18 protein-coding genes are annotated in these 23,014 nt (G+C 40.7%); 3 read left to right on the forward strand and 15 right to left on the reverse strand.

Going from position 1 to position 23,014, the window contains the following annotated elements:
* Positions 1 to 30: 30 nt before the first annotated feature.
* From ftsH to BMX21_RS12565, 5 genes are all read right to left on the reverse strand, one after another.
* Positions 31 to 2,613: an ATP-dependent zinc metalloprotease FtsH gene (ftsH, locus tag BMX21_RS12550; protein ID WP_092044885.1), complete on the reverse strand. Its 2,583-nt coding sequence runs from the start codon at positions 2,611 to 2,613 to the stop codon at positions 31 to 33.
* 163 nt (positions 2,614 to 2,776) lie between these two features.
* Positions 2,777 to 2,947, reverse strand: a complete 171-nt coding sequence (locus BMX21_RS19405) for a DUF6472 family protein (RefSeq protein WP_022755289.1) — start codon at positions 2,945 to 2,947, stop codon at positions 2,777 to 2,779.
* Positions 2,948 to 3,074: 127 nt separating this feature from the next.
* Positions 3,075 to 4,967: an ASKHA domain-containing protein gene (locus BMX21_RS12555; protein ID WP_092044888.1), complete on the reverse strand. Its 1,893-nt coding sequence runs from the start codon at positions 4,965 to 4,967 to the stop codon at positions 3,075 to 3,077.
* Between the two features lie 273 nt (positions 4,968 to 5,240).
* The gene (locus BMX21_RS12560) at positions 5,241 to 5,444 is read right to left on the reverse strand and encodes an AraC family transcriptional regulator (RefSeq protein WP_022755287.1); all 204 of its coding nucleotides are present in this window, start codon (positions 5,442 to 5,444) and stop codon (positions 5,241 to 5,243) included.
* A gap of 99 nt (positions 5,445 to 5,543) precedes the next feature.
* Positions 5,544 to 7,319 carry a glycoside hydrolase gene (locus BMX21_RS12565; protein WP_092044891.1) on the reverse strand — a complete coding sequence of 592 codons (1,776 nt, stop codon included), beginning with the start codon at positions 7,317 to 7,319 and terminating at the stop codon, positions 5,544 to 5,546.
* Positions 7,320 to 7,529: 210 nt separating this feature from the next.
* Between BMX21_RS12565 and BMX21_RS12570 the strand changes: the two genes are divergently transcribed.
* A complete protein-coding gene (locus tag BMX21_RS12570; protein WP_027203677.1) occupies positions 7,530 to 7,733 on the forward strand; it encodes a bacteriocin in 204 nt (67 codons plus the stop codon).
* A gap of 920 nt (positions 7,734 to 8,653) precedes the next feature.
* On the opposite strand, the gene BMX21_RS12575 is transcribed toward BMX21_RS12570, so the two are convergent.
* The 6 genes from BMX21_RS12575 to trmB form a co-directional block, all read right to left on the reverse strand.
* Positions 8,654 to 9,793, reverse strand: a complete 1,140-nt coding sequence (locus BMX21_RS12575; RefSeq protein ID WP_092044893.1) for a glycoside hydrolase family 88/105 protein — start codon at positions 9,791 to 9,793, stop codon at positions 8,654 to 8,656.
* 485 nt (positions 9,794 to 10,278) lie between these two features.
* Positions 10,279 to 10,809 carry an anaerobic ribonucleoside-triphosphate reductase activating protein gene (nrdG, locus tag BMX21_RS12580; RefSeq protein WP_022755283.1) on the reverse strand — a complete coding sequence of 177 codons (531 nt, stop codon included), beginning with the start codon at positions 10,807 to 10,809 and terminating at the stop codon, positions 10,279 to 10,281.
* 308 nt (positions 10,810 to 11,117) lie between these two features.
* On the reverse strand, positions 11,118 to 13,343 hold the full coding sequence (gene nrdD, locus BMX21_RS12585; RefSeq protein WP_092044896.1) for an anaerobic ribonucleoside-triphosphate reductase: 2,226 nt from the start codon (positions 13,341 to 13,343) through the stop codon (positions 11,118 to 11,120).
* 333 nt (positions 13,344 to 13,676) lie between these two features.
* Positions 13,677 to 14,498 carry a glutamate racemase gene (gene murI / locus BMX21_RS12590; protein WP_027203680.1) on the reverse strand — a complete coding sequence of 274 codons (822 nt, stop codon included), beginning with the start codon at positions 14,496 to 14,498 and terminating at the stop codon, positions 13,677 to 13,679.
* Between the two features lie 415 nt (positions 14,499 to 14,913).
* Positions 14,914 to 15,936, reverse strand: coding sequence for an SH3 domain-containing protein (locus tag BMX21_RS12595; RefSeq protein ID WP_022755280.1), 1,023 nt, complete (start codon positions 15,934 to 15,936; stop codon positions 14,914 to 14,916).
* A gap of 188 nt (positions 15,937 to 16,124) precedes the next feature.
* Positions 16,125 to 16,763 carry a tRNA (guanosine(46)-N7)-methyltransferase TrmB gene (gene trmB / locus BMX21_RS12600; protein ID WP_022755279.1) on the reverse strand — a complete coding sequence of 213 codons (639 nt, stop codon included), beginning with the start codon at positions 16,761 to 16,763 and terminating at the stop codon, positions 16,125 to 16,127.
* A 302-nt stretch (positions 16,764 to 17,065) separates the two neighbouring features.
* Between trmB and BMX21_RS12605 the strand changes: the two genes are divergently transcribed.
* Positions 17,066 to 18,490, forward strand: a complete 1,425-nt coding sequence (locus BMX21_RS12605) for a D-alanyl-D-alanine carboxypeptidase family protein (protein ID WP_242952920.1) — start codon at positions 17,066 to 17,068, stop codon at positions 18,488 to 18,490.
* Between the two features lie 106 nt (positions 18,491 to 18,596).
* On the opposite strand, the gene BMX21_RS12610 is transcribed toward BMX21_RS12605, so the two are convergent.
* Positions 18,597 to 19,574: a 3'-5' exonuclease gene (locus BMX21_RS12610; RefSeq protein WP_022753349.1), complete on the reverse strand. Its 978-nt coding sequence runs from the start codon at positions 19,572 to 19,574 to the stop codon at positions 18,597 to 18,599.
* 274 nt (positions 19,575 to 19,848) lie between these two features.
* Here BMX21_RS12610 and BMX21_RS12615 point away from each other — a divergent pair, with 274 nt between their 5' ends.
* On the forward strand, positions 19,849 to 20,391 hold the full coding sequence (locus BMX21_RS12615) for a glutathione peroxidase (RefSeq protein WP_092044899.1): 543 nt from the start codon (positions 19,849 to 19,851) through the stop codon (positions 20,389 to 20,391).
* A 139-nt stretch (positions 20,392 to 20,530) separates the two neighbouring features.
* Here BMX21_RS12615 and BMX21_RS12620 read toward each other — a convergent pair whose 3' ends face one another.
* The 3 genes from BMX21_RS12620 to BMX21_RS12630 form a co-directional block, all read right to left on the reverse strand.
* Positions 20,531 to 21,061 (reverse strand): nitroreductase family protein, encoded by a 531-nt coding sequence (locus BMX21_RS12620; protein ID WP_022753347.1) that lies wholly within the window; start codon positions 21,059 to 21,061, stop codon positions 20,531 to 20,533.
* A gap of 91 nt (positions 21,062 to 21,152) precedes the next feature.
* Positions 21,153 to 22,169, reverse strand: coding sequence for a barstar family protein (locus tag BMX21_RS12625; protein ID WP_022753346.1), 1,017 nt, complete (start codon positions 22,167 to 22,169; stop codon positions 21,153 to 21,155).
* A gap of 140 nt (positions 22,170 to 22,309) precedes the next feature.
* A complete protein-coding gene (locus tag BMX21_RS12630; protein WP_092044902.1) occupies positions 22,310 to 22,930 on the reverse strand; it encodes a ribonuclease domain-containing protein in 621 nt (206 codons plus the stop codon).
* Positions 22,931 to 23,014: the final 84 nt, after the last annotated feature.

Consider the following 23,014-nt stretch of genomic DNA (forward strand, 5'->3'; position numbering starts at 1 on the left):
GGTGCTTTTATTTCATTTTAAAATATAACTTTAGTTGTCAGAACCTTCATCAGACTTATCTGATCTGGAATCAAAGTCATCCGGAACATGTGAGAATCTTCCGCCTGACTGCTTGGAAGAATCTTCACTATCATCCTTCTTCTCATTAGACCACAGGTTCTCAGGCTGGTTAGCCCAGATGTATCTACTGTCTCTTGCTGAGTCAAATCCTCCCTGCCTTGTCAGGATATCCATAGGATCAGGCTCATTTTTCTTATCATCCTTGCCTTTGTTGGCATCACTGCCGTAAAGGGTGCTTGGCCTTTGAACATAGTCTGTATCTGCAATCGCCTGACCATCACTTGAAGGTAACGTATCAGCATCTTTAGATGTATCCTGACTTTCGCTTGTCTGGTCATTATTACTGCTATAAGATGACTGTCCGCTCATCCAGTTATGAGCATCATTCATGGCTTCGTCAAATGAGCTCTTGGTCTTAGGCTTTTCTGCGGCTATATCAGATGATGTCTTTCTTGATGAAAGAAGATCTATAGCACTTGGCTTCTTGGATTCATTAGAAGCTTCAGATCCAAGTCCTCCTAAAGACTGCATCGAAGAGTTATTGCTTGCTGCATTATCACTTTCTGCGCTGCTTTCTCCAACTCTTGCTGATTCCGGTCTTGTTGCATATATTCTGAGTCTTGACTGATTCTTCTCTTCTTCGGTAGGTTCTGAGAGACCTTCTACCTCACGGTAGATTCTCATGAACTCCTTACCTGAAATGGTTTCTTTGCTGATAAGATGCTCTGCCAGGCGATCCATAGTTGTCAGGTGCGCCTTTATTATCTCCTTAGCTTCTTCGTAGCAGGAAGCAAGAACTTTCATAACTTCCTTATCAACGTCAGCTGCTGTCTGGTCTGAGCAGTTGAGTTCTTTGCGGCCGTCAAGATATCTGTTCTGAATGGATTCAAGCTGCATAAGTCCGAACTTATCACTCATTCCGTACATAGTGATCATGGATCTTGCAAGCTCTGTAGCCTTCTCTATATCGTTCTGAGCACCGGTTGTAACTGTGTTGAAGATAACCTCTTCTGCAGCACGTCCGCCCAGAGCCACAACTATATCATCATGCATTTCATCTTTGGTACTTAAGAACTTCTCTTCTTCAGGAACCTGCATTACATATCCAAGAGCACCCATGGTACGTGGCACGATAGTGATCTTCTGTACAGGCTCTGTATTTTTCTGAACAGCACTGATAAGTGCATGTCCCACTTCATGATAAGATACGAGCTTACGCTCTTCCTTGGAGAGGATTCTGTCTTTTTTCTCCTTACCTACAAGAACCTGTTCTACAGCTTCCATGAGGTCTTTCTGGGATACGTAATCGCGCTTACCTTTAACAGCGTTGATGGCTGCTTCATTGATCATATTGGCAAGGTCAGAACCGACAGCGCCGCTTGTTGCAAGTGCAACCTCTTCAAGATCTACAGTTTCATCCATCTTGACATCCTTGGAGTGAACCTTGAGGATCTCTACTCGGCCCTTAAGATCAGGCTTATCAACGATGATTCTTCTGTCAAAACGGCCCGGACGAAGGAGCGCTTTATCAAGTATCTCAGGTCTGTTGGTAGCACCTAGTATGAGAACACCTTTACTTGAATCAAAACCGTCCATCTCGGAAAGGAGCTGGTTGAGTGTCTGTTCTCTTTCTTCATTGCCGCCTCCAAACTTGGAATCACGGCTACGACCTATAGCATCGATCTCATCGATGAAGATGATACAAGGTGCGTTCTTATTAGCTTCTGCAAAGAGGTCTCTTACACGGCTTGCACCAACGCCGACATACAGCTCTATAAAGTCAGAACCAGCAAGTGAATAGAAAGGAACATGTGCTTCACCTGCAACAGCCTTGGCAAGAAGTGTCTTACCTGTTCCGGGAGGTCCTACAAGAAGTGCTCCCTTAGGAAGTTTAGCTCCGATCTTGACATATTTGCCCGGGTTATGAAGGAAGTCTACGACTTCTACAAGTGACTCTTTAGCTTCATCTTCACCTGCTACATCCTTGAAGGTAACTCCGGTTTCTTTCTGAACATATACCTTGGCATTGGACTTACCTACATTGAAGATACCGCCTGCTCCCTTGGACATACGCCTAAAGAGGAACCCAAGAAGTATCCATAAGATCACTACAGGTAGTACATATGACAATATAAGTGAGATAATGTAGCTCCTTGAATCCGGAACTGTGGATGTATACTCGATACCTGCATCTTCAAGCTTCTGCTGAAGTTCAAAATCCGTTACTATACCGGTATAGAACTTGGTATCGGGAGTTGCTGTCTCTTCTTTTTTGTTATTCTTGTTATAAGCTATGATTCCATCTTCATTGGGTGTGATGGTGATCTTGTCAGACTCAATGACTACAGATTCTATCTGCTTATTATCAAGCATCTCTATGAACTGGTCATATCTGATCTCGATAGTTGAAGCACTGCTAAGAGCATTGGTCAGATAAGACACCACAAACATACATACAAGCGCTGCCAAAAGGAGCATCAGAAGGCTTTGTCTGTTGCCGGATGAGTTACCGCTGCCCTTATCTTTTCGTTCGTTATTGTTTTCGTTATCCATTAAGGTTATATCCTCGCTTTATTAAAATCTTCCCCATACTGAATTATAAAAGTTATTTGGATTAAGTGCAATTAAACTGCAATCGACAATTTCTTAAAGTTCGATAAAAAAGCTTTGATCATTAGAAATGTGCGTCGAGCCCCAGACTATAAAAAAACAAATATCAGATCTGGTGTCTTACTACGCCATACTCATCGTTGCTGCGCCAATATGGGCATTTCTTGGTGCGTCTTGTAAGGAAGTGGTACATCTCGTCCTCATCAAGATTTACACTGCAGCTGTAGGATTCATCTTCTTCATCATATTCATAATATGCACATGTATCACAGTCCATAGTCTAACCTCCGTCAAAAAGTTAATTATCGCATCAATTCATGGAAACTTTGCATCTTTTTCGCAATGATCAGATGCTGCTCAAATAAGATATCTCGAATAAAATATCTCATATATGATCTTACATTTTAAAAGTTCATCGCTTCATAATATCTGTCGCTAAAGCTGTCATCTTGTGACAGTTCTATCTCTTTTGCCATCCTTTGTATCATACATAATTCTTCCCGAGCTATCTTTGTACCATATAAAGATGCTATGCACAAGTACCTCGCAGTGCCAAGAAGCGATGTATTGCCGGCTATATATATGTTATCACCATTATCAGTGATACTTGCCGGGAACATCTTAAGTTCTTTGATCCTGTCAAAAGAAATACCTGCTCCAAATCCGCCTGATATTATAACATAAGGCTTACCTGCTTTATCTTTATTCCTTGCTAATCTTTCTTTAGAAGAAGGGAATTGATCATCCAGAGATCTTATTTTTTCATACAAAAGATCAAGACCTACATTAACTGCTGCCTTGGCCATCTGCACCTGTCTTATATCGTTTTGGGTTATGACGATGCCTGTTCCGCCTTCATCCCTACTGACAGGGTAGCCATTATCAAAATACTCTTCAGACAAAAGTCCTGTCTCATCCACAAGACCCTCTCTTACAAGGGCACTGATTATCTCAAGCACGCCCGTTCCGCAGATTCCTATAGGAGGTGCGTCTTCTATTGTTGTAACTTTGAGCTTCCCGCCTGCAAACTCTGCCCCTTTTATAGCGCCTGGGATACCCGGTATTCCGTAACGTATGCCATTACCTTCAAATACAGGCCCTGCTGCAGTAGATGTTACATATATCTTGTCCCCAAAACCTGCAGCCATCTCTCCGTTGGTACCAAGATCCAGAAAAATATATTCATGATCCATTTTCCATGGTCTTGTAGCATAAAGACCTGATAATATGTCTGCTCCCACAAAAGCGCTAAACCCCGGAAGGATAGTCACAGGTATATTGGAAATATTATCTTCTAGTTTTGGAAAAATATCCCCTGCTTTCAGATCTTCTATATCAAGATTTACAGGTGTATAGGGATATACTCCAAGTCTCTCACAGTTATATCCTCTTAGAAGATGCAGCATTGTAGTATTTCCTGCAATTGCTATTCTTTTTATTCTGGAATAACTGCATCCTGTCTGTGTCAGAAGCTTTTGTATGAGATCTTCTATATCGCTTACTACTAACTCCTTTAGTCTTTTACCCTTTTCTTTAGATGCCTTGATCCTTGATATTACATCTGTTCCGTAGCTTCTCTGATGATTGGTTCCTGTTACAACATGTACGATATTGTGGGACCAGGAATCTTCTGTAAATCCTGAGCCGGGTGCAAATATTGATGAATTTCCATTTTTTAACCCCTTGTCACGAGCAAAGAAAGTGGCTAATGGTTCAAATTGGTGAAGCTCGCGGCACCGATTTGGGTTCAGCTTACTTACATCTGTATTAACACCTCTACTTTCGATTTCAGAATCCGGAAGCTTTATAAGTGATACGGCTATAGTTGTAGTTCCAAGATCTATACCTATTCCATAGAAAAAATCCGTCTTGCTGATATTATCTGAATCTTCCGAATATGCTCTAATATCCGGTGATACAGCGATATCAGGATTGGCGACTTTGATCACTTCATTTTCAGATGATGTGCTTTCAGGACATACGATATTGTCCTCGTTATAGTCTTGGATAGCTATCCTGGCATCTTCTGTGAGAATGCTCATGCAGGCAAGACGATATCCTCTTTCTAAGTCTTCTTTTGGTATATGCTTTAGATCAGCTGTAGTAATACGAACTCCATCATTAAGAAACTGTACTTTGCATTTACCACAGGTTCCGGATCCCGAACAAGGACAACTTATACGAATATCATTGTCTCTTAGAAGATCCAAAAGCTTCTTGCCTCTTGGGGCATGAAGTACTTTCACGGACTTATTGTTATGATATATTTTTATCTCTACTTCTTTACTGATTCTCATTACTATGCCTACTTATTGATACCTTCGTGCATGAAACCTATATCTTTTATATATACTGAGGCAGGTGTCAAAAGTTCCTTTTGACCCTTACGTCATATGCTGCTTTTAAAGAAAAGGAGCAGATACAAATCTGCTCCTGCTGATATCATTATACTTCAAAGTTACATTTAAATAATATATTCGCTTAACCGATCTTATCACATAGATTATATAATACAGGATCATCCAAGTGATCAGAGCAAATAATTAAATATAGTTTTAGTATACATATTATCATTTACCATCATCAGATAAAGTCCTTAGATAGCTATAGATAGACATACCGTACTCATCCATAAAATGGGTCTGGAGATTGGTCTGGGACATGGCAAAGCGATCAGCCATATCTCTGAGTGAGTAGTCGTCTACATGTTCTTTTAAATAGTCCTGCATTTCCTGAAGATTATTACTTGTTACATAAGTCATTTCCTCACTCATAAGATACCTCCCTCTGTAATTGGATTTTCGTTAATATTATTGTACGTTACCGCATGCGCCTTCGCAACATCTTTTCGTACAATATTGAACGTCATTTTATCACCCAATCACAAAGGTGGTAACACTGCTGTTTTTCAAAACTATAGTAAGTTTAGTTCTGTCATCATTTAGCTGAGCATATGAACTGTCTGTTACATCAGCCCAGTTCTCACCACTTTCCATATCGCCGCTTGTTCTGATGATCTGTATACTATTATCATCTTTAATATTCAATTCAGATAGGTCTATCTCCCATTTGACATCCTCATCTCTTGTATTCATAGCAACTATAACGATGCTTCCGTCCTCCGGGTTATATGCTGCTGTTACCTGATTGGCCTTATCATCTGTTCCTAATATGCAGTATCCTGGCCTTATATATCTAGTGAACTGGCCAAAGGCATAGTATTTTTTGCTAAGCAAAAGCTCCTTACTATCATGATCAGCTATAGCTATCCCCCAGAAAGGGACACCTTTTGATACGATATCTTCTGCCTCTTTGATCGTGCAGGTGTCATATATATTGTCAGTATCCACATGGATATCAACTGCATCCCACATGATCCAGGCAGTAGGCATAAGGCCATTTATATCCTTGATTATCTGACCGGAGAAGCCAAGAGCCGCCTGCATTTTGGTATCTTCATTACCAATTGTATATGTTCCGTCCACTTCGCTCATCCACAGATTAACTCCTGCTTCCAGCGCAGTTTCTTTTAACAGGCTGTACTGAGTCCCCTGATAAGAATGTGTATCTATCCTGGTGACAACAGACTTGGCATCATCCGAAAGTGCATTATATGAATTAACTGCTGCATCAATGCTTGTCTCATCGCTTGCGCATATGATTATATCTATCCCTTTGGCTTTAAGCTCATCATTAAGCGCTGTCAGTATCCTGGACTGAGAATCTCCCTGCGAGAAGTGGCACCCTTCCTGCTTAGGGCTGTATGCGCTCCAATAATCTGTAGCAGGCTCGTTCATAGGATCGACGCTCTGAAAGGTAATTACGCCTTCCTTCATCCAATGCTCTATGACATCTGCCATATACGCGGCAAAAGCTGTGTAGGAATCCTCTCTGAGATTGTCCACCGACGGATCCACTCCTCCTGACGAACATCCACTGACTGTCATGAAATATGGCGGAGAATTGGAAAAAGCCTCTGCGATAAACTCATCTCCTGCCGCATCTGCTGCCGCCTTTAATACATTCATCTGGTTAGCATCTGCCTCCCAGTCATAATTCCAGGCATATCCGCATTCAAAATCCGCCCTGTCGAAATTGTCCTTATAATATGACTCAGGATTACTCTCAAGATCTATCTTCGTAACATCTGTGCAGTACCCAGGAACAGCAGAATCAGACCTTTGTATGTGCTGCTGATGAAGGAAGGGATCTGCTTCCTTGGCATCTTTGGATACAGCTCCCTTACACACATCGTCTCCTCCGCCCACATTATATCTTCCGATATTCATACCAAGTCCTTTTTCCTTGTCAAAAAAAGCCTCGGCTGTAAGCAAGGTTAACTCTTCACTATATCCTACCCTGTTGGCCCACCAGCATAGTGATGTCCCCCACCCCTGAAATTCACCATAGCCGTCTTTATTAGTGTCATTGAATTTCTGTGCATTTTGAAGCGACAGTTTAACTGTCTTGGAAATCTCCATACTTGTAACATCCTCCGCCGTAATATATGTGTCTTGTTCTAAATCCTTGCTGCCGGCACTATCTGATAAAGCCTCTGATCCATGCGCCTTATCACATCCTGTCAAAAGACAAGACAGTAGTGCTATAGATAACCCTGTTGACAATGATCTTCTAAATCCTGCCTTCATACCTTCTCCCTCCAAGTTAGAATCTCTAACTCTATTCTATCAACTCTTGTGTTTATGCGGCAATCACAATATGACAAGCTCTGCTGCCTGAAAGATATATATCAATTATCCGCAGTGATCTTCGGTTCGCTATCGCTTCATCTACGTTTCTTGTTATTTTTTGTACATAAATATGTGTTATAATGACAATCAAAAAGGAGGCAAGGTCTTATGAATACATTATCTGATAAAGAACTGGAAAATATCGTTGGAGGTATCACAGGCGCTTCCACCAAAAAGAGCACTTATTATGATCAGGAAGATCTTGTATGTAACAGCTGCTATTTCGAACCTTCCAAAAACGGATTAAAATGTCTCAAAGGTGATACATGTCCCAAGTGCCACAAAGGCACCTTAATCTACGCAAAAGGCTGACGCCTCTCCAGGATGACCCCTTTGGATAGAAGTAAAGGACCATTTTGTGACCCGGATTTTGGCGAAAGCGGTCCCATACCTCTGTCCAAAGGGGTCATCTTGCATGTTTGAAAAAAATTAAAAAAGTGCTTGCATATCGTGTTAGCATATGCTAATATAAATATCGTTAGCGATGGCTAACCATTCAGAGCTTAGCCGACAGCCCCTATGGGCACGGATCTTGCCAATCCGTATCGCCAACAAACATAGTCTGTAAATCTCCTACCTGAACCCCACCGTACTTGCCATACGGTGGGGGTTCTTTGTTCTTACGACATCAGAAAAGCTTTCGATCATTTTCATATAAAGTCATATGGTGTTAAAAGGAACTTTTGACACCTACCTCATATGATACTTATCTACCTACAATTCGCTTTTATAATGTAGATACAGGTTTGATTTCTGACAGTTTTTACTATTTTCCGACAATTTTAAATACTATATATAGCGCAGTGTCTATCTGATCAGCACTAATTATTGAGAATAAAAGTTAAAAGTTCTTGAACTTACAGTATATTGTCATAATAAGTCTGAATTTACAGACAATATAACTTTTTTTGAAAAAGTGATTGAAAATTTTAAATCTACATGGTATATTAAAGTTACTTAATACAAACGGAAACGACATAAGCAGAGAAAAAGTGGCTTGCGCTTCACTTGGACCTGCACACAAAATGTCAGATCGTATTCTCGATTCATAGAAGAATGGCTTTCGCTTCATTCGGATTGGGAATCAGGTTCAAACTCAAGAAAAGGTGGTGTGACTGCTGGATCGAATGATAAGGAACCGGAGAATGTGATCACCGTTTTCGAGAATATTAAGTATTAACAAAAGAGACGATGTAAATCGTCTCTTTTGTTATGCGCAAATATATATAGTCTTACTCTCTTATAAGCTCCGTATAAGCGTAGATAAAAGGACCTACACCCTTTGCTTCATTCTCAACTACAGGCTCTGAGAAGTAGTACTCCAAAGATCCATCTCTATGGTTTGCTCCTCCAAGTCCTGATACAAGGCAGATACCTCCAAGCTTTGGAGTTCCATCTTCATTTCTTCCAAGGTACTTTGCAGCAATTCCGTCAAAAGCCTTAACACCATACTCTCTGTACCTGGCATCTATATACCCAAGCCTTGTACCCTTAAGTATCGCATATGATATAAGCGCTGTTCCTGAAGTCTCAAGATAATTCCTCTCATCATCCGGAAGATTCACTATATCATAGAACAGACCGCTCTCATCCTGATATTTTGTAAGAGCCTCTACAAGATCCTTTAATAGCCCATGTAGATATTCCTGCTCTTCTTGTAGTACGTCACCCGCTGCCTCACATACATCAACAAGTGATGCTGCAAACCATCCAAGCGCACGAAGCCAGAAATTTGGACTGCAGCCTGTATCCTTGTCTGCCCAGTACATCTGCCTGCTTTCATCGTATCCGTGATAATAAAGACCCGTTTTGGGATCCTTCATATGTTTTTCTACATTATGAAACTGCTTGAAGCTATCCTCGCAGCCTTCAATAGATCCGTATCTTCTCTCATACTCCATATAAAAAGGCTGAGCCATATATAATCCGTCAAGCCATACCTGATATGGATATATCTTCTTGTGCCAGAAGTTTCCTTCTTTGGTTCTTGGCATAGTCTCAAGCTGCGCTCTTACAGTATCCATAGCCTTTCTATACTTCTCTTTACCTGTAAGATCATATAATTTAAAAAGACATGTGGCACTATTGATATTATCAAGATTGTATTCTGCTACGTCATAAGTCTTGATAGATCCGTCTTCCTCTACAAACCATCCAAGGAAACGATCTGCAAAATCCAGATACTTCTTATCACCACTAATGTCATATAGATTAAGAAGACTTGTGATCATGCAGCCATCTATATAGTTCCATTTATTGGGCTTACCGCTTAATATCTTCTCAATATTCCACATAGGATGCTCTGCATCTGACTTATCCATGAGCATATCCACGTATTCATTTAACATGCTGATCGTCTCAGTTCTATCCATAATCAGTCTCTCCCCAGTCTTTTTTGGTTGAAGACTTCCCATTTGCTTTGGGAAGTTCTATGTTGTCGTAGACAGCCTTAGCAGATATAATCCTCGATCTACCTTGTCTCTCGTCGTAGGGGCTACGCCCCTGGACACTCCTCGTCCGGATTACGCTCGAGGATTATATCTGCCAAGGCTGCCGGTTCACATTTTGCCTTCCCAAAGCAAATGGGAAGTATGGCCACCCCCGCACTCTATTTAGCAAGCATATATGTATATTATTTCGATTAGTCAATGTGCTAAAGTAACCGCTTACATTGCGCAATTTTACGCGCATTCTCGTTCGCTTCTGTAAGCAGTTACTATCATACCATACATGCTCTTTTAATTGCACCATACATATTTACAATCTTATAGCTATGCTTTTATATATTCTGCCCTAACAGTAGCAATATCCTCTAAATTTTTGCGGCACTTAAGCGAAACTTTCTCAGCGCAGCAGCCTACTTATTATACTCCGACATTACTATCTGTCCTTCCTTGAGGGTGGCGGGTACATCTATGATCCTTTGATTACTTGAGCCTCTGAATCTAAGCATCATATCTTTTTTGGCAAGTACAAACTCCCCATCAACCAGAATATCTGTCATTGACAAGATTGCATCCGTATAAACGCCGTGACACCTCTTATTATCTGGATCCGTAAGCTCTTCCCAGACATAACCTGAATAGATCCACACAGTTGCTTTTGGAACTTCCTTCTTGATCCTTTCTATGAAAGGCCTTAGAACCTCCTGATTCCTGATCTCCATAGGTTCACCGCCAAGGATCGTGATACCGGATATATATGCAGGCTTCAAGGACTCTATGATGTCATCTTCTACATCCTTAGTGAATTTAAGCCCGTATTCAAAATCCCAGGTCATCTCATTGAAGCACCCTTTGCAGTGATGAGTACATCCTGATACAAAGAGTGATGTCCTGCATCCAATACCATTGGCAACATCATTTTTTATAATCTGTCCGTAGTTCATATTTTAACCTCATGTCGCGAGCAAAGCGAGTGACTAATGGTTCAAATTGGCGAAGCTAAAGGCACCAATTTAGTTTTGAAAGTGGAACACTTTCAAACTCAACTTCACGCTACGCGTAGTTTTATTGTTAACGCACATGAGGCCGGATCTTAAATCCGGCCTCATGCTCCCCATACCACTATTTCCATACCGAGTATACCGCAACTCGTTACGAGATAATAATCCTTTGACCTGTGAATATCATAACTTATTCACAGTTTTGGGTATTCTTTTTTAAAAAGAGTTTTTAGATCTTTGCAAAGATCTTATTATACGTTAACTGTTTCTTCTGCCTCTTTTGTTTCAGGTACTAATGTTTCATTGGATACATGCAGAACTCTTTCCTTGATCTCCTGAGTACGTCCCTGATTCCAGTACTGAGTTCCGATGTAGCCGCAGGTACGTCTTGCAACATTCATCTTGTCCTGATTACGGTTGCCGCAGTTAGGGCACTCCCATACAAGCTTACCATCCTCGTCATTGACGATCTGGATCTCTCCGGTATAACCGCAGCACTGACAGTAGTCTGACTTGGTATTAAGTTCTGCATACATGATGTTCTCGTATATATACTGCATGATAGAAAGAACCGCATCGATGTTATCCATCATATTAGGAACTTCTACATAGCTGATAGCTCCACCGGGTGATAATGCCTGGAACTCTGACTCGAACTTGAGCTTAGAGAAGGCGTCTATCTTCTCAGCTACATGTACGTGATAACTGTTGGTAATATAGTTCTTGTCTGTAACTCCGGGGATCATTCCAAATCTCTTCTGGAGGCACTTTGCAAACTTATAAGTTGTTGATTCAAGTGGTGTTCCATAAAGTGAGAATGAGATATTGGTCTCTTCTTTCCACTTAGCGCACTTATCATTGAGGAACTGCATAACCTTAAGCGCGAACTCCTTGCCATCTGCATCTGTATGAGATACACCCTTCATGAACTTGGTACATTCATATAGACCGGCATAGCCAAGGCTTATTGTTGAGTAGTTACCAAAAAGAAGCTTGTCTATTGTCTCGCCTTTTTTAAGTCTTGCAAGTGCGCCGAACTGCCAGAGGATAGGAGCTACATCACTTGGAGTTCCAAGGAGCCTTTTATGTCTGCACATAAGAGCTTCATAGCACAGCTGAGTTCTTTCTTCCATCAGCTTCCAGAACTTATCCTCATCCCGGCCTGAAGAGCAGGCTACATCAACAAGATTTAAAGTAACAACGCCCTGGTTGAAACGTCCGTAATACTTGTGGGCACCATTTACTCCAAGACCCTCTGTATCAGGTGTAAGGAAAGATCTGCATCCCATGCAAGGATATACATCGCCGTTTTTGTACTCACGCATCTTCTTGGCGGATATATAATCAGGTACCATACGCTTAGCTGTGCACTTGGCTGCAAGCTGTGTGATGTGCCAGTATTTGGAATCAGGAGTTATATTATCTTCGTCAAGAACATATATAAGCTTAGGGAAAGCCGGAGTGATATAAACACCCTTCTCGTTCTTAACTCCCTGTATACGCTGTTTGAGCATCTCTTCGATAACTGCTGCAAGGTCGTCACGAAGCTGTCCTTCCGGAACCTCATCAAGATACATGAATACTGTGATGAATGGAGCCTGACCATTGGTTGTCATCAGAGTGATAACCTGATACTGGATCTCCTGAACACCGTCCTTGATCTCCTTACGAACACGCATCTCAGCGATCTCGTCAATCTTCTCGTCTGTAGCCTCAATACCGGCCTGCTCAAGTTCCATACGAACCTGCTTGCGGAATTTCTGACGGCTTACATCTACGAAGGGCACGAGATGTGAAAGTGTGATCGACTGTCCACCGTACTGGGAGCTTGCGATCTGGGCTATAGCCTGAGTTGCGATATTACATGCAGTTGAGAAGCTCTTTGGAGGCTCGATAAGAGTTTCAGAGATAACGGTACCATTCTGCAACATGTCTTCAAGATTGACCAGACAGCAGTTGTGCATGTGCTGTGCAAAATAATCTGAATCATGGAAATGGATGATACCCTCTTCATGAGCCTTGACTACTTCAGGAGGAAGAAGGAAACGCCTTGTGATATCGCGGCTTACTTCGCCTGCCATATAGTCACGCTGAACACTGTTAACAGTAGGATTCTTGTTGGAATTCTCCTGCTTAACCTCTTCGTTATTGCACTCGATAAGTGACATGATCTTATCATCAGTTGTATTGGACTTACGCATAAGAGCATGCTGATAACGATATGTTATGTATTTACGTGCAACATCATTGCTGCCGGCATCCATAAGTGCGTTCTCTACAAGATCCTGGATCTCTTCAACGTTAGCTGCACGTGTCAGATTATTGCACTTAGCTTCAACCTCTTTCTCAATGCGGATGATATCCTCATCAGAAAGACGCTTATCCTCAGTGACAGTGAGATTAGCCTTCTTAATAGCCGCAATTATCTTGCCACCATCAAATATAACCTCTTCGCCACTTCTTTTAATGATTTTCATGGAGCCCCTCCTAGTCCCTTTTTATTAATGCACAGCAAAAAAGACAAACCAGTCCCTATCACGGTTCCAAAACACCCGCCTGATCACTTCATGCTGATATAATCACTTAGACCATAGATCTAAGATTTTATTTATTTGGAAAAATAAATTGTACTTGAAAAATTTTGGAAAATATATAAGTAAAACTATCGTGAATTGATACTTAATTACTATATATTGTGTTTACACATAAATGTTAATACAAAATGTGGGCATTTTCAAGTGGTTAGAGAAACTTTATTCCGTGTAATATTGCACAAAATTAAGACGATTGATGTATAAAAAGCATCTGCCTTACAGGTCTCTTACCGCTTCCAGCCTATTATGCATGCGAAGTACATGATTTAGTAGATTTTTTTCAGTTATCGGATTACCGGACACAAAATATTGTGTTTCTATATCATGAAGCATACTATCCGTATCTGAAAATGAAACTCTGGCTGCCTCTCTGGCATTATATTCAAGGCCGCATACATCGGCCAGATGTCTTATAGTACCGACATTACCATCTATAAGATGGATATCGTCACCAAAAACCTTCTTGTAAGAAGGCTTGAAATAATTGAAATGTGTGCACCCAAGTACAAGAGCCTGATATTTGGACAAGTCAAAAGAAGCAAACTGTTCGTGGATATACTCGTCTACTTCAGGACCTTCAAACTGCTCATTTTCTGCAAATGTTACAAGGTGCGGCATAGCCAGAAGATCTACTCTGTGATCCTCATCAACTCTCTCAAGAAGATGTGAAAGCTTCTTCTCCCTTATAGTCACAGGAGTAGCGATAACAAGAATACGCTTTTTGGAAGAAGTCTCCTCCACTGCAGGTTTTACAGCAGGTTCCATACCAAGAATAGGAAGAGAAAACTCTCTTCTAAGATCCTCTACAGCTACGGCAGTTGCAGTATTACAAGCTATGACAATAGCATCTGCTCCCTTATCTATAAGGAATCTTGTGATGTGCCTTGCATAATCTTTGATCTGGTCCGAAGTCTTAAGACCATAAGGAACATGATCAAGATCTGCATAAAAAAGATATTCAGTTGCGCCAAGTCTATGGTATGCCTCGTGTAATACCGAAAGGCCTCCAAAACCCGAATCAAAAATTCCTATCTTCATACGATCACTCTTCTTTGCCTGCGAAATCATGCTTGAAATGTCACAAATGCTTGTATTTAAAGCCTTCTGGCATAGAAATAGAGGCAGTAACTGCTGCCTCCGTTTCTGTCCTCATTAATAATATTCTATTCCACAATCAGTGACAATGTATAAAAGTGCTGAAATGTTATTCTGATTAATCCTAACCAAAAAGCACTCAAAAAGCCGCGCATATGGGCATATTCCAAAATACACCAGAAAACGGTTTTACGTTAAGATTAATTTATTATTGTAGTTTTGACGATTCTGTCCTTTTTCTTTGTGTATCTTACTGTGTAATATTTTTCTGACATTATTAAAAACTTCCCACTTGTACATACATCCCGCCCCTGTAAAGGCTTTTGGGATGCCGGTATATCCAAGCACAAATCTTTAGTTACTTAGTCTCTGACAGATAATCCTTGGAACAATAGTAGTACTGGCCCTCGTAGTAAACCTTGGCCCAGCCATTCTCTTCACCTACAAGTGTAAGCTCTGTTCCGGCCTGTACTGACATAGCCTTGTTGGTATCAGTCTTCTCAGGGGACGTTCTAAGATTAAGTCCATTGGTAGTATATACGGTTGTTCCGGATACAGTCTCCTGTGTATTAGTTTCAGACTGCCCCTGAGACTCCTCTGCTACTGTGTTATCACCTGTATATGCAAATTCATCTCCGGCTTCCTTCTCATTTGCAGGGTCATTGACTTTATTAAATATGAACATGATAGCAATCACGATTATAAGAATAGCGGTAAAACCTGCAAGGATCTTGGTGATAACAGCCATCTTGTCCTGGCCGCCTTCCATATCCTCTTCGTATTCTTCATAATCAGCGCGGTCCTGATACATCTGATCTTCATATCCCTGGTCATAGCCTTGCTGACCGACTTGATATCCATCGTTGTAGCCTTGATCACCTTCATAGTATCCGCCGTTATCATAGCCATCTTCATAACTACCCTGATAATCTTCATAATATTCATCCTGATAGTTATCATCATAACTTTCATCATAATTATCAGAAGGTCTGCCAGAATATCCGGTTCCGTTATATCCTGACTGGCCACCATTTTGATAACCGTTTGGATAAGAAAATCTTTGATCCTGACTGTAAGAGCCCTGATTAATAGCCTGTTTCCTTTGATACTGGGCATTCCTTTGGTTATTAACTTCACGCCTTACTTCATTGACAGCTCTATTTCTAAGGATGGTCTCCTGATGAGCCTTTATATATTCCTGTTTCTCTTCAGATGTCAGGAAATTCATAGGATCCTCAATCTGAATATCGTCGGGATTCATTTCATCAGGTCTAACATAGGGTGTTCTTAGTGGTGCGGTCTTTGATGGCACACCTGCCTTATTATCAATACCGGCTTCATCTTTTTTAAAATCATTAATGTTGAGAATCTTCTCTGCCATAATCGTCCTCTTGTTCCTCTCCCAATATAGCTTCTACCCAAACCAACATCAGACACCCCTATACCTGATATCGGCCTTATATATAACTCCCGGTGCTGACTTGCTCATATATGATCAAATGCAAATAAGACAGTACACCAGCGACATGTCATATAAAAAAATAGAATAAACACTTTTTAATTATTTCCTTACCTGCTTACAACATATTTGCAGATAGGATTACCCATCGATGAAAACTTCTCTTCATATTCTGTCATAACGTTTCCTTCGTTCATAACAGGATCATTATGAAGATCATGTGTTACCTGATCAAGATGCCATCCTGCAGGCTCTACTTCTTCAAGTGCAAATGCAAAAAGATCTGTGTTGTCAGTTTTGAATTCTACAACTCCGTCTTTTTTCAAAATCTCATCATATCTGTGAAGGAATTCTCTTGAAGGAAGACGCCTCTTGGCATGTCTGTCCTTGGGCCATGGATCTGAGAAGTTAAGATATATCCTGTCGATCTCGCCCTTACCAAAAACCTCTGTCAGAACCTCGGCTTCCATTCTGATAAAACGGATATTGGGAAGCTGGAGCTCTTCCTGCTTCTGAAGGCCTCTAAGCATTACGCTTGAATATTTCTCGATTCCGATATAGTTAACATCAGGATTCATCTGAGCAAGTGTCATGATAAAACGGCCCTTACCCATTCCAACTTCGATCCTTATAGGATTATCGTTTCCAAAAACTTCGTTCCATTTTCCCTTATATTGTTCAGGTTCCTTGATGGACCATTCATTTTCAGCTATTTTTTCACGCGCTCCGGGTATGTTTCTAAGTCGCATATTTATTACATTTCCTTACTTTTTATTATGTTTGTGTACTTTCAAACTCACCAACTATTATGTATAATTTTACTAGTATATGTCAAACTTATTTGACAAACAAATTATTACCTGTTCGTAAACATTTGTACGGATCCTCAATATGCGCTTTTTCTAAGCCATAATGAAGGATGTACCAAAACGAACAGAATATATTACGAATGCGAAAGGTCAGATGAGCAATGTTTTCTGATTTTTATAAATATATTTATAGATATAATAAAAAAAATATTTTCTTTTCATCTCTAAAAAGCATCTTATTTGTGGCAGCGGCTTTGCTGTTTTTCTCTATGTCTGTGCCCGGATGCTATATAGAAGCAGCAGCGGCGCCCGATTATACTGCTGCCATGGAAGAACGCAAAAAGCTCGAGATCCAGTCCAATAATACTGACAACTGGCCGGAAGGTCCGGCAATAGGAGCTCAGGCTGCCATACTTATGGAAGTCAACACAGGTACTATCCTCTATGCCAAAAACATGGACGAAGAGCTGTATCCTGCAAGTACGACAAAAATGCTCACTTGTCTTATTGCTGCAGAGAATGCAGACATGAATGATATGGTAACCTTCTCTTATGATGCTGTTCATTCTGTTCCAAGAGATGGTTCCAATATAGGAATAGATGCAGGAGAATCAATGACTCTTGAGCAGTGTCTGTACGGAATCATGGTCGGTTCTGCAAATGAATGTGCCAATGCAGTAGCAGAACATGTTGCAGGATCTTTGGATGATTTTGCTGATCTTATGAACAAAAGAGCTGAAGAACTTGGGTGTACTCATTCTCATTTTGTTAATGCCAACGGTCTTTTTAATGAAGACCATTATACAAGCGCTCATGACCTGGCGCTTATAGCCGGTGCCTTTTTTTCAAACGAGCTTCTTTCTAGTATAGGCAATACTGCAAGATACCACTTCACACCGACTGATACTCAGCCTGACGACTTTTATATAACCAATAAGCACAAACTTATAAATGGTGAGATACCCTATGACGGCATACTTGGCGGCAAGACCGGTTACACCGATGAAGCCAGAGAGACACTTGTAACCTGCGCATCACGCAATGGAATGAAACTTGTATGCGTTGTCCTAAAAGAAGAGTCCCCTTATCAGTTTACAGATACAGCAACACTCTTTGATTACGGCTTCAATAATTTCCAAATAGTAAACGTTGCAGAGACTGATAATTACTACATTCCTGAAGACACGAGTTTTTTTGCCTCAGATAATGACATCTTCGGATACTCAGGCAATGTTATACAGTGGAACGATGATGACTCTATAATACTTCCAATCACAGCATCTATAGATGACTGCACTTCGGAAGTATCGACTGATGTTACAGGTCAGCCTTCGGGAACCATCGCAGTCGTGAACTACCTGTACAACGGCGTAAGCGTAGGAACTGCAAGGATCATTACCGGCAGCTCCCAGACTTCGTTCTCTTTCTCAAATACTAAAACAGATAGTAAGATAACGCCTAATCAGTCGATCTATGTTAACGTGAAGCTCATAATCATAATCGTATCTGTTGTAGCCGGAAGTATAATCTTCGTCCTCAACCTGCACGCTTTCATACAGTCCCTTCATTATGCAGGCAACGATCCCAAGGAGAGGAGAAGATATAAAAGAAGACAAAAACTTTTAAAACAGCACAAGCTTACTTATAAAAAGCCACGAAAAAGATAGTAGTTATAAAATTAAAGCCTGCGATTGCAACCACACAAATGCGGATGCAATCGCAGGCTTTCTTTTTTTACAAGTGTTTTGGGGCAGCGAACTTCTATATCAATATCTACTGATCTTTGCCGCTTTTTTTCTTCTCAGCATTATTCTTGACACGTCTTGAGTGAGCCTTGGCTCTAAGTTGCTTCTGCCTTATATCCTGCACTCCGTCGGCATCTACAAATTTGCTGGTCTTAACAGCATAGCAGCCGCCACCCTCAGCTTTTTTGACCCTTATCTTGGACTTCATAAAGCCGTGCTTGGGACATGTGGACAATGCATAATAGTGCTTGCCATTTGGTGAAAACCACCTGATCTTACGGCGAAGATTCTTGTGACACAGATAACATCTGGTACTGATAACCTCAGGATCTTTTAAAAGTTCTTCCTTATCAGAGAATTCTCTTGATATATACTTGGCGTAATTGTCAAAGACTATGTGGATCTCCTGGCGCTTATCCTTGGGAGTCACATAATTGTCAAAAGACACATAGCGAAGAAATTTGTCCGGAATCGCCTTAAAGATCTCTGCAGTATAACTTGCATCTGACAATGCCCTATGGAAAGCCTGATCCTTACTTAACTTTAGGAAGTCTATTCCATATTCAAGGGATCTTCTGGATTTACCATCTTCAAACGCCAGGGAAAAAAGCTTCTGAACATCCATGAACTCGATCGGCCCGTCTGACAAAGGCTCGAGATCATAATAATCCATGTTGCGCTGAAGCTCCGGAAGGTCAAGCGTTCCCCAGCTGCAGAATATAGGATCTTCTCCGCACCATTCAAGAAAGTCAGCAATAACTGTAGTAAAAGGATCCGCATCTTTAAGATCGTCCATTGTAAGATGGATGATCTTGCCGGTTATCTGGTGCATGGTCTTATAGACCTTTGGATGTATAAGCTTTGAAAAAGTTCCGGTCACTTCACGGTCTTCATTAAGCCTTACTGCGCCTATTTCAATTATCTCGAAGGGTAGCTCTTTAAGTTCCTGCTCCCTTACGGTCTCACCCTGATTCCACTCAAGGTCAAAAACAATATAATTCGACATAAATCATTTCCTCTATATAAGCATATATATTATACAGTGAACCTGTAGTATATGGCAAAGATTTGTCGTGCTGCAGAGCGAATTATTTTCAGACTTCAAACCTGGACAAAGCTGCGTTATTTATACTAAAAATATTATCGGAAAAATGATATTGACATTTTATATTGCGTGCAATATAATTGCATCATGATAATTGATCCTTTGACAGAGTATGCCGATATATATTCTGCCGTAATATTATAGCGCGGGCCTATCCCGCAGATTGGAGATTAAAATGGGATTCTATGATTACAGTGTACCTAATACCAAAGGTGAAGAAGTTTCTATGAAGGATTTTGAAGGCAAAGTTGTTATGGTTGTTAATACCGCAACCGGATGCGGATTCACACCTCAGTATGAAGATATCGAGAGTATCTATGAAGAGTTTCATGACAAGGGTTTTGAAGTTGTAGATGTTCCATGTAACCAGTTTGCAGGACAGACACCCGGTTCTGATGAAGAGATCCATAAGTTCTGCACACTTAAGTACAACACACAGTTCCCTCAGATGAAGAAGTCTGACGTTAACGGTGACAATCAGCTTCCTCTGTATGAATACCTCAAGAGCCAGAAGGGCTTTGAAGGATTTGGTAAGGGTGCAAAGGCACTGGCTATGAGCGCAATGCTCAAGACTATAGACAAGGATTACAAGAAAAATCCTAATATCAAATGGAACTTCACAAAGTTCATCGTTGACCGCAAGGGCGAAGTTGTAGCAAGATTTGAGCCCACAGCTTCTATGGACGATGTAAAGAAGTGTGTTGCATCTCTTATCTGATACTATAACCTTATCGTAAAGGACAGACTCCATTCCTTGGAACAGCGTTTGGACGGGTGTTCCAAGGAATGGAGTCTGTTTAATAGTTGAAATTGATATAGAAAAAGCGTCAGCATTTTGCCGACGCTTTTTCTATGTCTTAAAGTATTGTTACCTGCTTGTCCTTATCAAATGTGTGAGGCTCTTTGGTTACTGCTTTGTGACCGACTGCCAGAGCTATCTCGAATTCATAGCCTTCAGGAAGTGAGAGCTTCTTGGCAAAATAGTCTTTTTTGTCACCATGAAGAGCATCGTAGATGCATCCAATGATGAGATTGCCAAGGCCAAGTTCTGTTGCTGCAAGTGCCATATTCTCAACAGCGATTCCTGCATCTACGTGGCTCCATCTAAATCCCTTCTCGGCACTTATAAGAATAACTGTTGGCGCCTCGTAATAGAAATTGTGCTCTACTTTATCAAGATTTCTAAGAAGATTCTTCTCTGCTTCTATCTCTGCAAGAACCGGATTGTCTCCACTTACTACAGTAAAGTGAAGCTCCTGTCTGTTAGTTGCTGTAGGTGCATGAAGACCTGCTTCGATCACAGCATTAAGTTCTGCATCAGATAGCTTTTCTTCTGTATAGCCTCTGGTTGATGATCTTTCTTTGATTACTTCAAATACGCTTCCCATTATCTTTCCTCCCATGGATTTATGATTTGATCAAATATGAATGAGCCAGCACACTAGCTTTGCTCGCGACATGCGATTATTTATGATTATTTTACTCCTTCCACAGGTCGGATACGTAATACATTAAAGCTATACATGTATATACACTGTAGAAGATCCCGTTGTCATCAACGCCATTTTTCAAGATCTCTCTTGCCTTTTCTTTGGTAAGAAGTTCAAATCCGTCAAAGAGTTCTGATCCTTCAGCACCGTCCTGTGAGAGCTGTCCTTCTATATCGGACCTGATGATGACAGATACAAGAGCATTACTTTCATCAGTCATGCCGGGAGTACTGAATACAAGCGGATTTACAGTTTTTATAATATCTTTGTCTGTAAGTTCTATTCCGGTTTCTTCCTTGATCTCTCTGACTGCTGCCCTCATAGCAGGAGTCATATTTGAAAAAGTATCTACAGCTTTTTCATCATTACATTTGCAGGATGAACTATTGCTATCATAAGACTTAGCATCATCTGCATCTATCAAACCTGCAGGAACACTTAAAAGGAACTGCCCTGTAGGATATCTGTATTCTCTGGATAGTAAGAGCCTTGGCTCATCATATAGGCCATTGTCTATTATTACAAGACAGCTGACTGCATCCGGAATCATATTTTTAAATTCTTCTGAAGACTTGGTACATACAAGGCGCTCGGGAGATCTTCTGCTTGCATTAAGATAATGCCTGCCTTTTTGATATTCATAGTCATAAAGGCTTATATATCTGGACAGATACTTACCGGTAATGATATGGAGATTGATATCAGGATTAAGCTCAGATGCATCTTCAAATACTTTTTTGATCTTATCTATATAGCTATACTTAGATCCTGTGTTTGAACTATCCGGTGACTTGCTGCTATCATCACGTGAACCTTCATTATCATCTTTCCTGCAGTCGATGATATTAATATCACACTCTCCCATCTCAGTGAGCGCATCATAGAGAGCATCTAAATTAGTGCCGCAATAATCAGGAAGATGGAGCTTTTCTTTAAGAAGATCGTATATCTCTTCTTTATCAAGTTCTACCAACATGCTTAGATCAATCGTATAAACTTTCTGCATATCAAACCTCTCTATCTTTCATCGTGTACGTAAGTTTATGCTATCTGCCTGGACAAAGTAGTATCACCAGAGTTTTTGCAGGAGCGGCAGTATATAGTTCATTTTCACACTTTACTGCCCTGTCCAGGCAAAAGTCTTAATTAATTATATAACTCACCGTATTCAATCTCACCATCGACTATGATAATCTCGGTAAATGAATCATAGTGATCTTCTGTGTAATAGTACTGGCCATCATCTGTAAAAACAAGCCTTTTGGCACCTCTGCTACTCTCACCGTCTGTATCTATATCGCATTCTGTATAGGAGTTGTCAGGAAGAATCCCCTCACGATTACCAAATCTGTCGCCGCCAATGGCGCCGCCTTCCATGTAATCTTCAACAGAACCACCTTCCCAGCCAAGAGCCTTAGCTTCAGACTTAGTAATATAATTGCCTGGAAGATGATCATATGTATCAAGATATAGGACAACACTCTCGACATCATAATAATATCCATCTTCATCAAGCTGGTTAAGATCCCCCGCCGAAGTGACATTCTCATCTTCATCAGAATCACTAAGCCCATCGTCAATGCCATCTTCCAAATCGTCTTCATCAGATGCTTCTAAATACTCCAGCTCCCTAGTGCTATCTTCTGTACCTTCAACACCCGCACTCTTATCGGAATTCTCATCAACTTTAATATCTGTTGCCTTACACCCAGTAAGTACAAAAGCCAGAATAATAATTACTGATAATATCTTTTTTAAATTATACATATATATACCTTCTAGCTGATTCTCAATATCCTATCGTCTACATCCACAAAAAACGATAAATCTCCACTCTCTCACCAACTACCG

It is taken from the genome of Butyrivibrio sp. TB (assembly GCF_900110805.1).
GTDB lineage: Bacteria > Bacillota > Clostridia > Lachnospirales > Lachnospiraceae > Butyrivibrio > Butyrivibrio fibrisolvens_C.

Coding starts and splice junctions, on each gene's coding strand:
- BMX21_RS12620 (WP_022753347.1), bottom strand. CDS start 21,061: ATGGGAAGCGTATTTGAAGTAATCAAAGAAAGATCATCAACCAGAGGC.
- BMX21_RS12615 (WP_092044899.1), top strand. CDS start 19,849: ATGGGATTCTATGATTACAGTGTACCTAATACCAAAGGTGAAGAAGTT.
- BMX21_RS12555 (WP_092044888.1), bottom strand. CDS start 4,967: ATGAGAATCAGTAAAGAAGTAGAGATAAAAATATATCATAACAATAAG.
- trmB (WP_022755279.1), bottom strand. CDS start 16,763: ATGCGACTTAGAAACATACCCGGAGCGCGTGAAAAAATAGCTGAAAAT.
- BMX21_RS12570 (WP_027203677.1), top strand. CDS start 7,530: ATGAATACATTATCTGATAAAGAACTGGAAAATATCGTTGGAGGTATC.
- BMX21_RS12595 (WP_022755280.1), bottom strand. CDS start 15,936: ATGGCAGAGAAGATTCTCAACATTAATGATTTTAAAAAAGATGAAGCC.
- BMX21_RS12625 (WP_022753346.1), bottom strand. CDS start 22,169: ATGCAGAAAGTTTATACGATTGATCTAAGCATGTTGGTAGAACTTGAT.
- BMX21_RS12630 (WP_092044902.1), bottom strand. CDS start 22,930: ATGTATAATTTAAAAAAGATATTATCAGTAATTATTATTCTGGCTTTT.
- BMX21_RS12575 (WP_092044893.1), bottom strand. CDS start 9,793: ATGGATAGAACTGAGACGATCAGCATGTTAAATGAATACGTGGATATG.
- BMX21_RS12610 (WP_022753349.1), bottom strand. CDS start 19,574: ATGTCGAATTATATTGTTTTTGACCTTGAGTGGAATCAGGGTGAGACC.
- ftsH (WP_092044885.1), bottom strand. CDS start 2,613: ATGGATAACGAAAACAATAACGAACGAAAAGATAAGGGCAGCGGTAAC.
- nrdG (WP_022755283.1), bottom strand. CDS start 10,809: ATGAACTACGGACAGATTATAAAAAATGATGTTGCCAATGGTATTGGA.
- BMX21_RS19405 (WP_022755289.1), bottom strand. CDS start 2,947: ATGGACTGTGATACATGTGCATATTATGAATATGATGAAGAAGATGAA.
- BMX21_RS12560 (WP_022755287.1), bottom strand. CDS start 5,444: ATGAGTGAGGAAATGACTTATGTAACAAGTAATAATCTTCAGGAAATG.
- murI (WP_027203680.1), bottom strand. CDS start 14,498: ATGAAGATAGGAATTTTTGATTCGGGTTTTGGAGGCCTTTCGGTATTA.
- nrdD (WP_092044896.1), bottom strand. CDS start 13,343: ATGAAAATCATTAAAAGAAGTGGCGAAGAGGTTATATTTGATGGTGGC.
- BMX21_RS12565 (WP_092044891.1), bottom strand. CDS start 7,319: ATGAAGGCAGGATTTAGAAGATCATTGTCAACAGGGTTATCTATAGCA.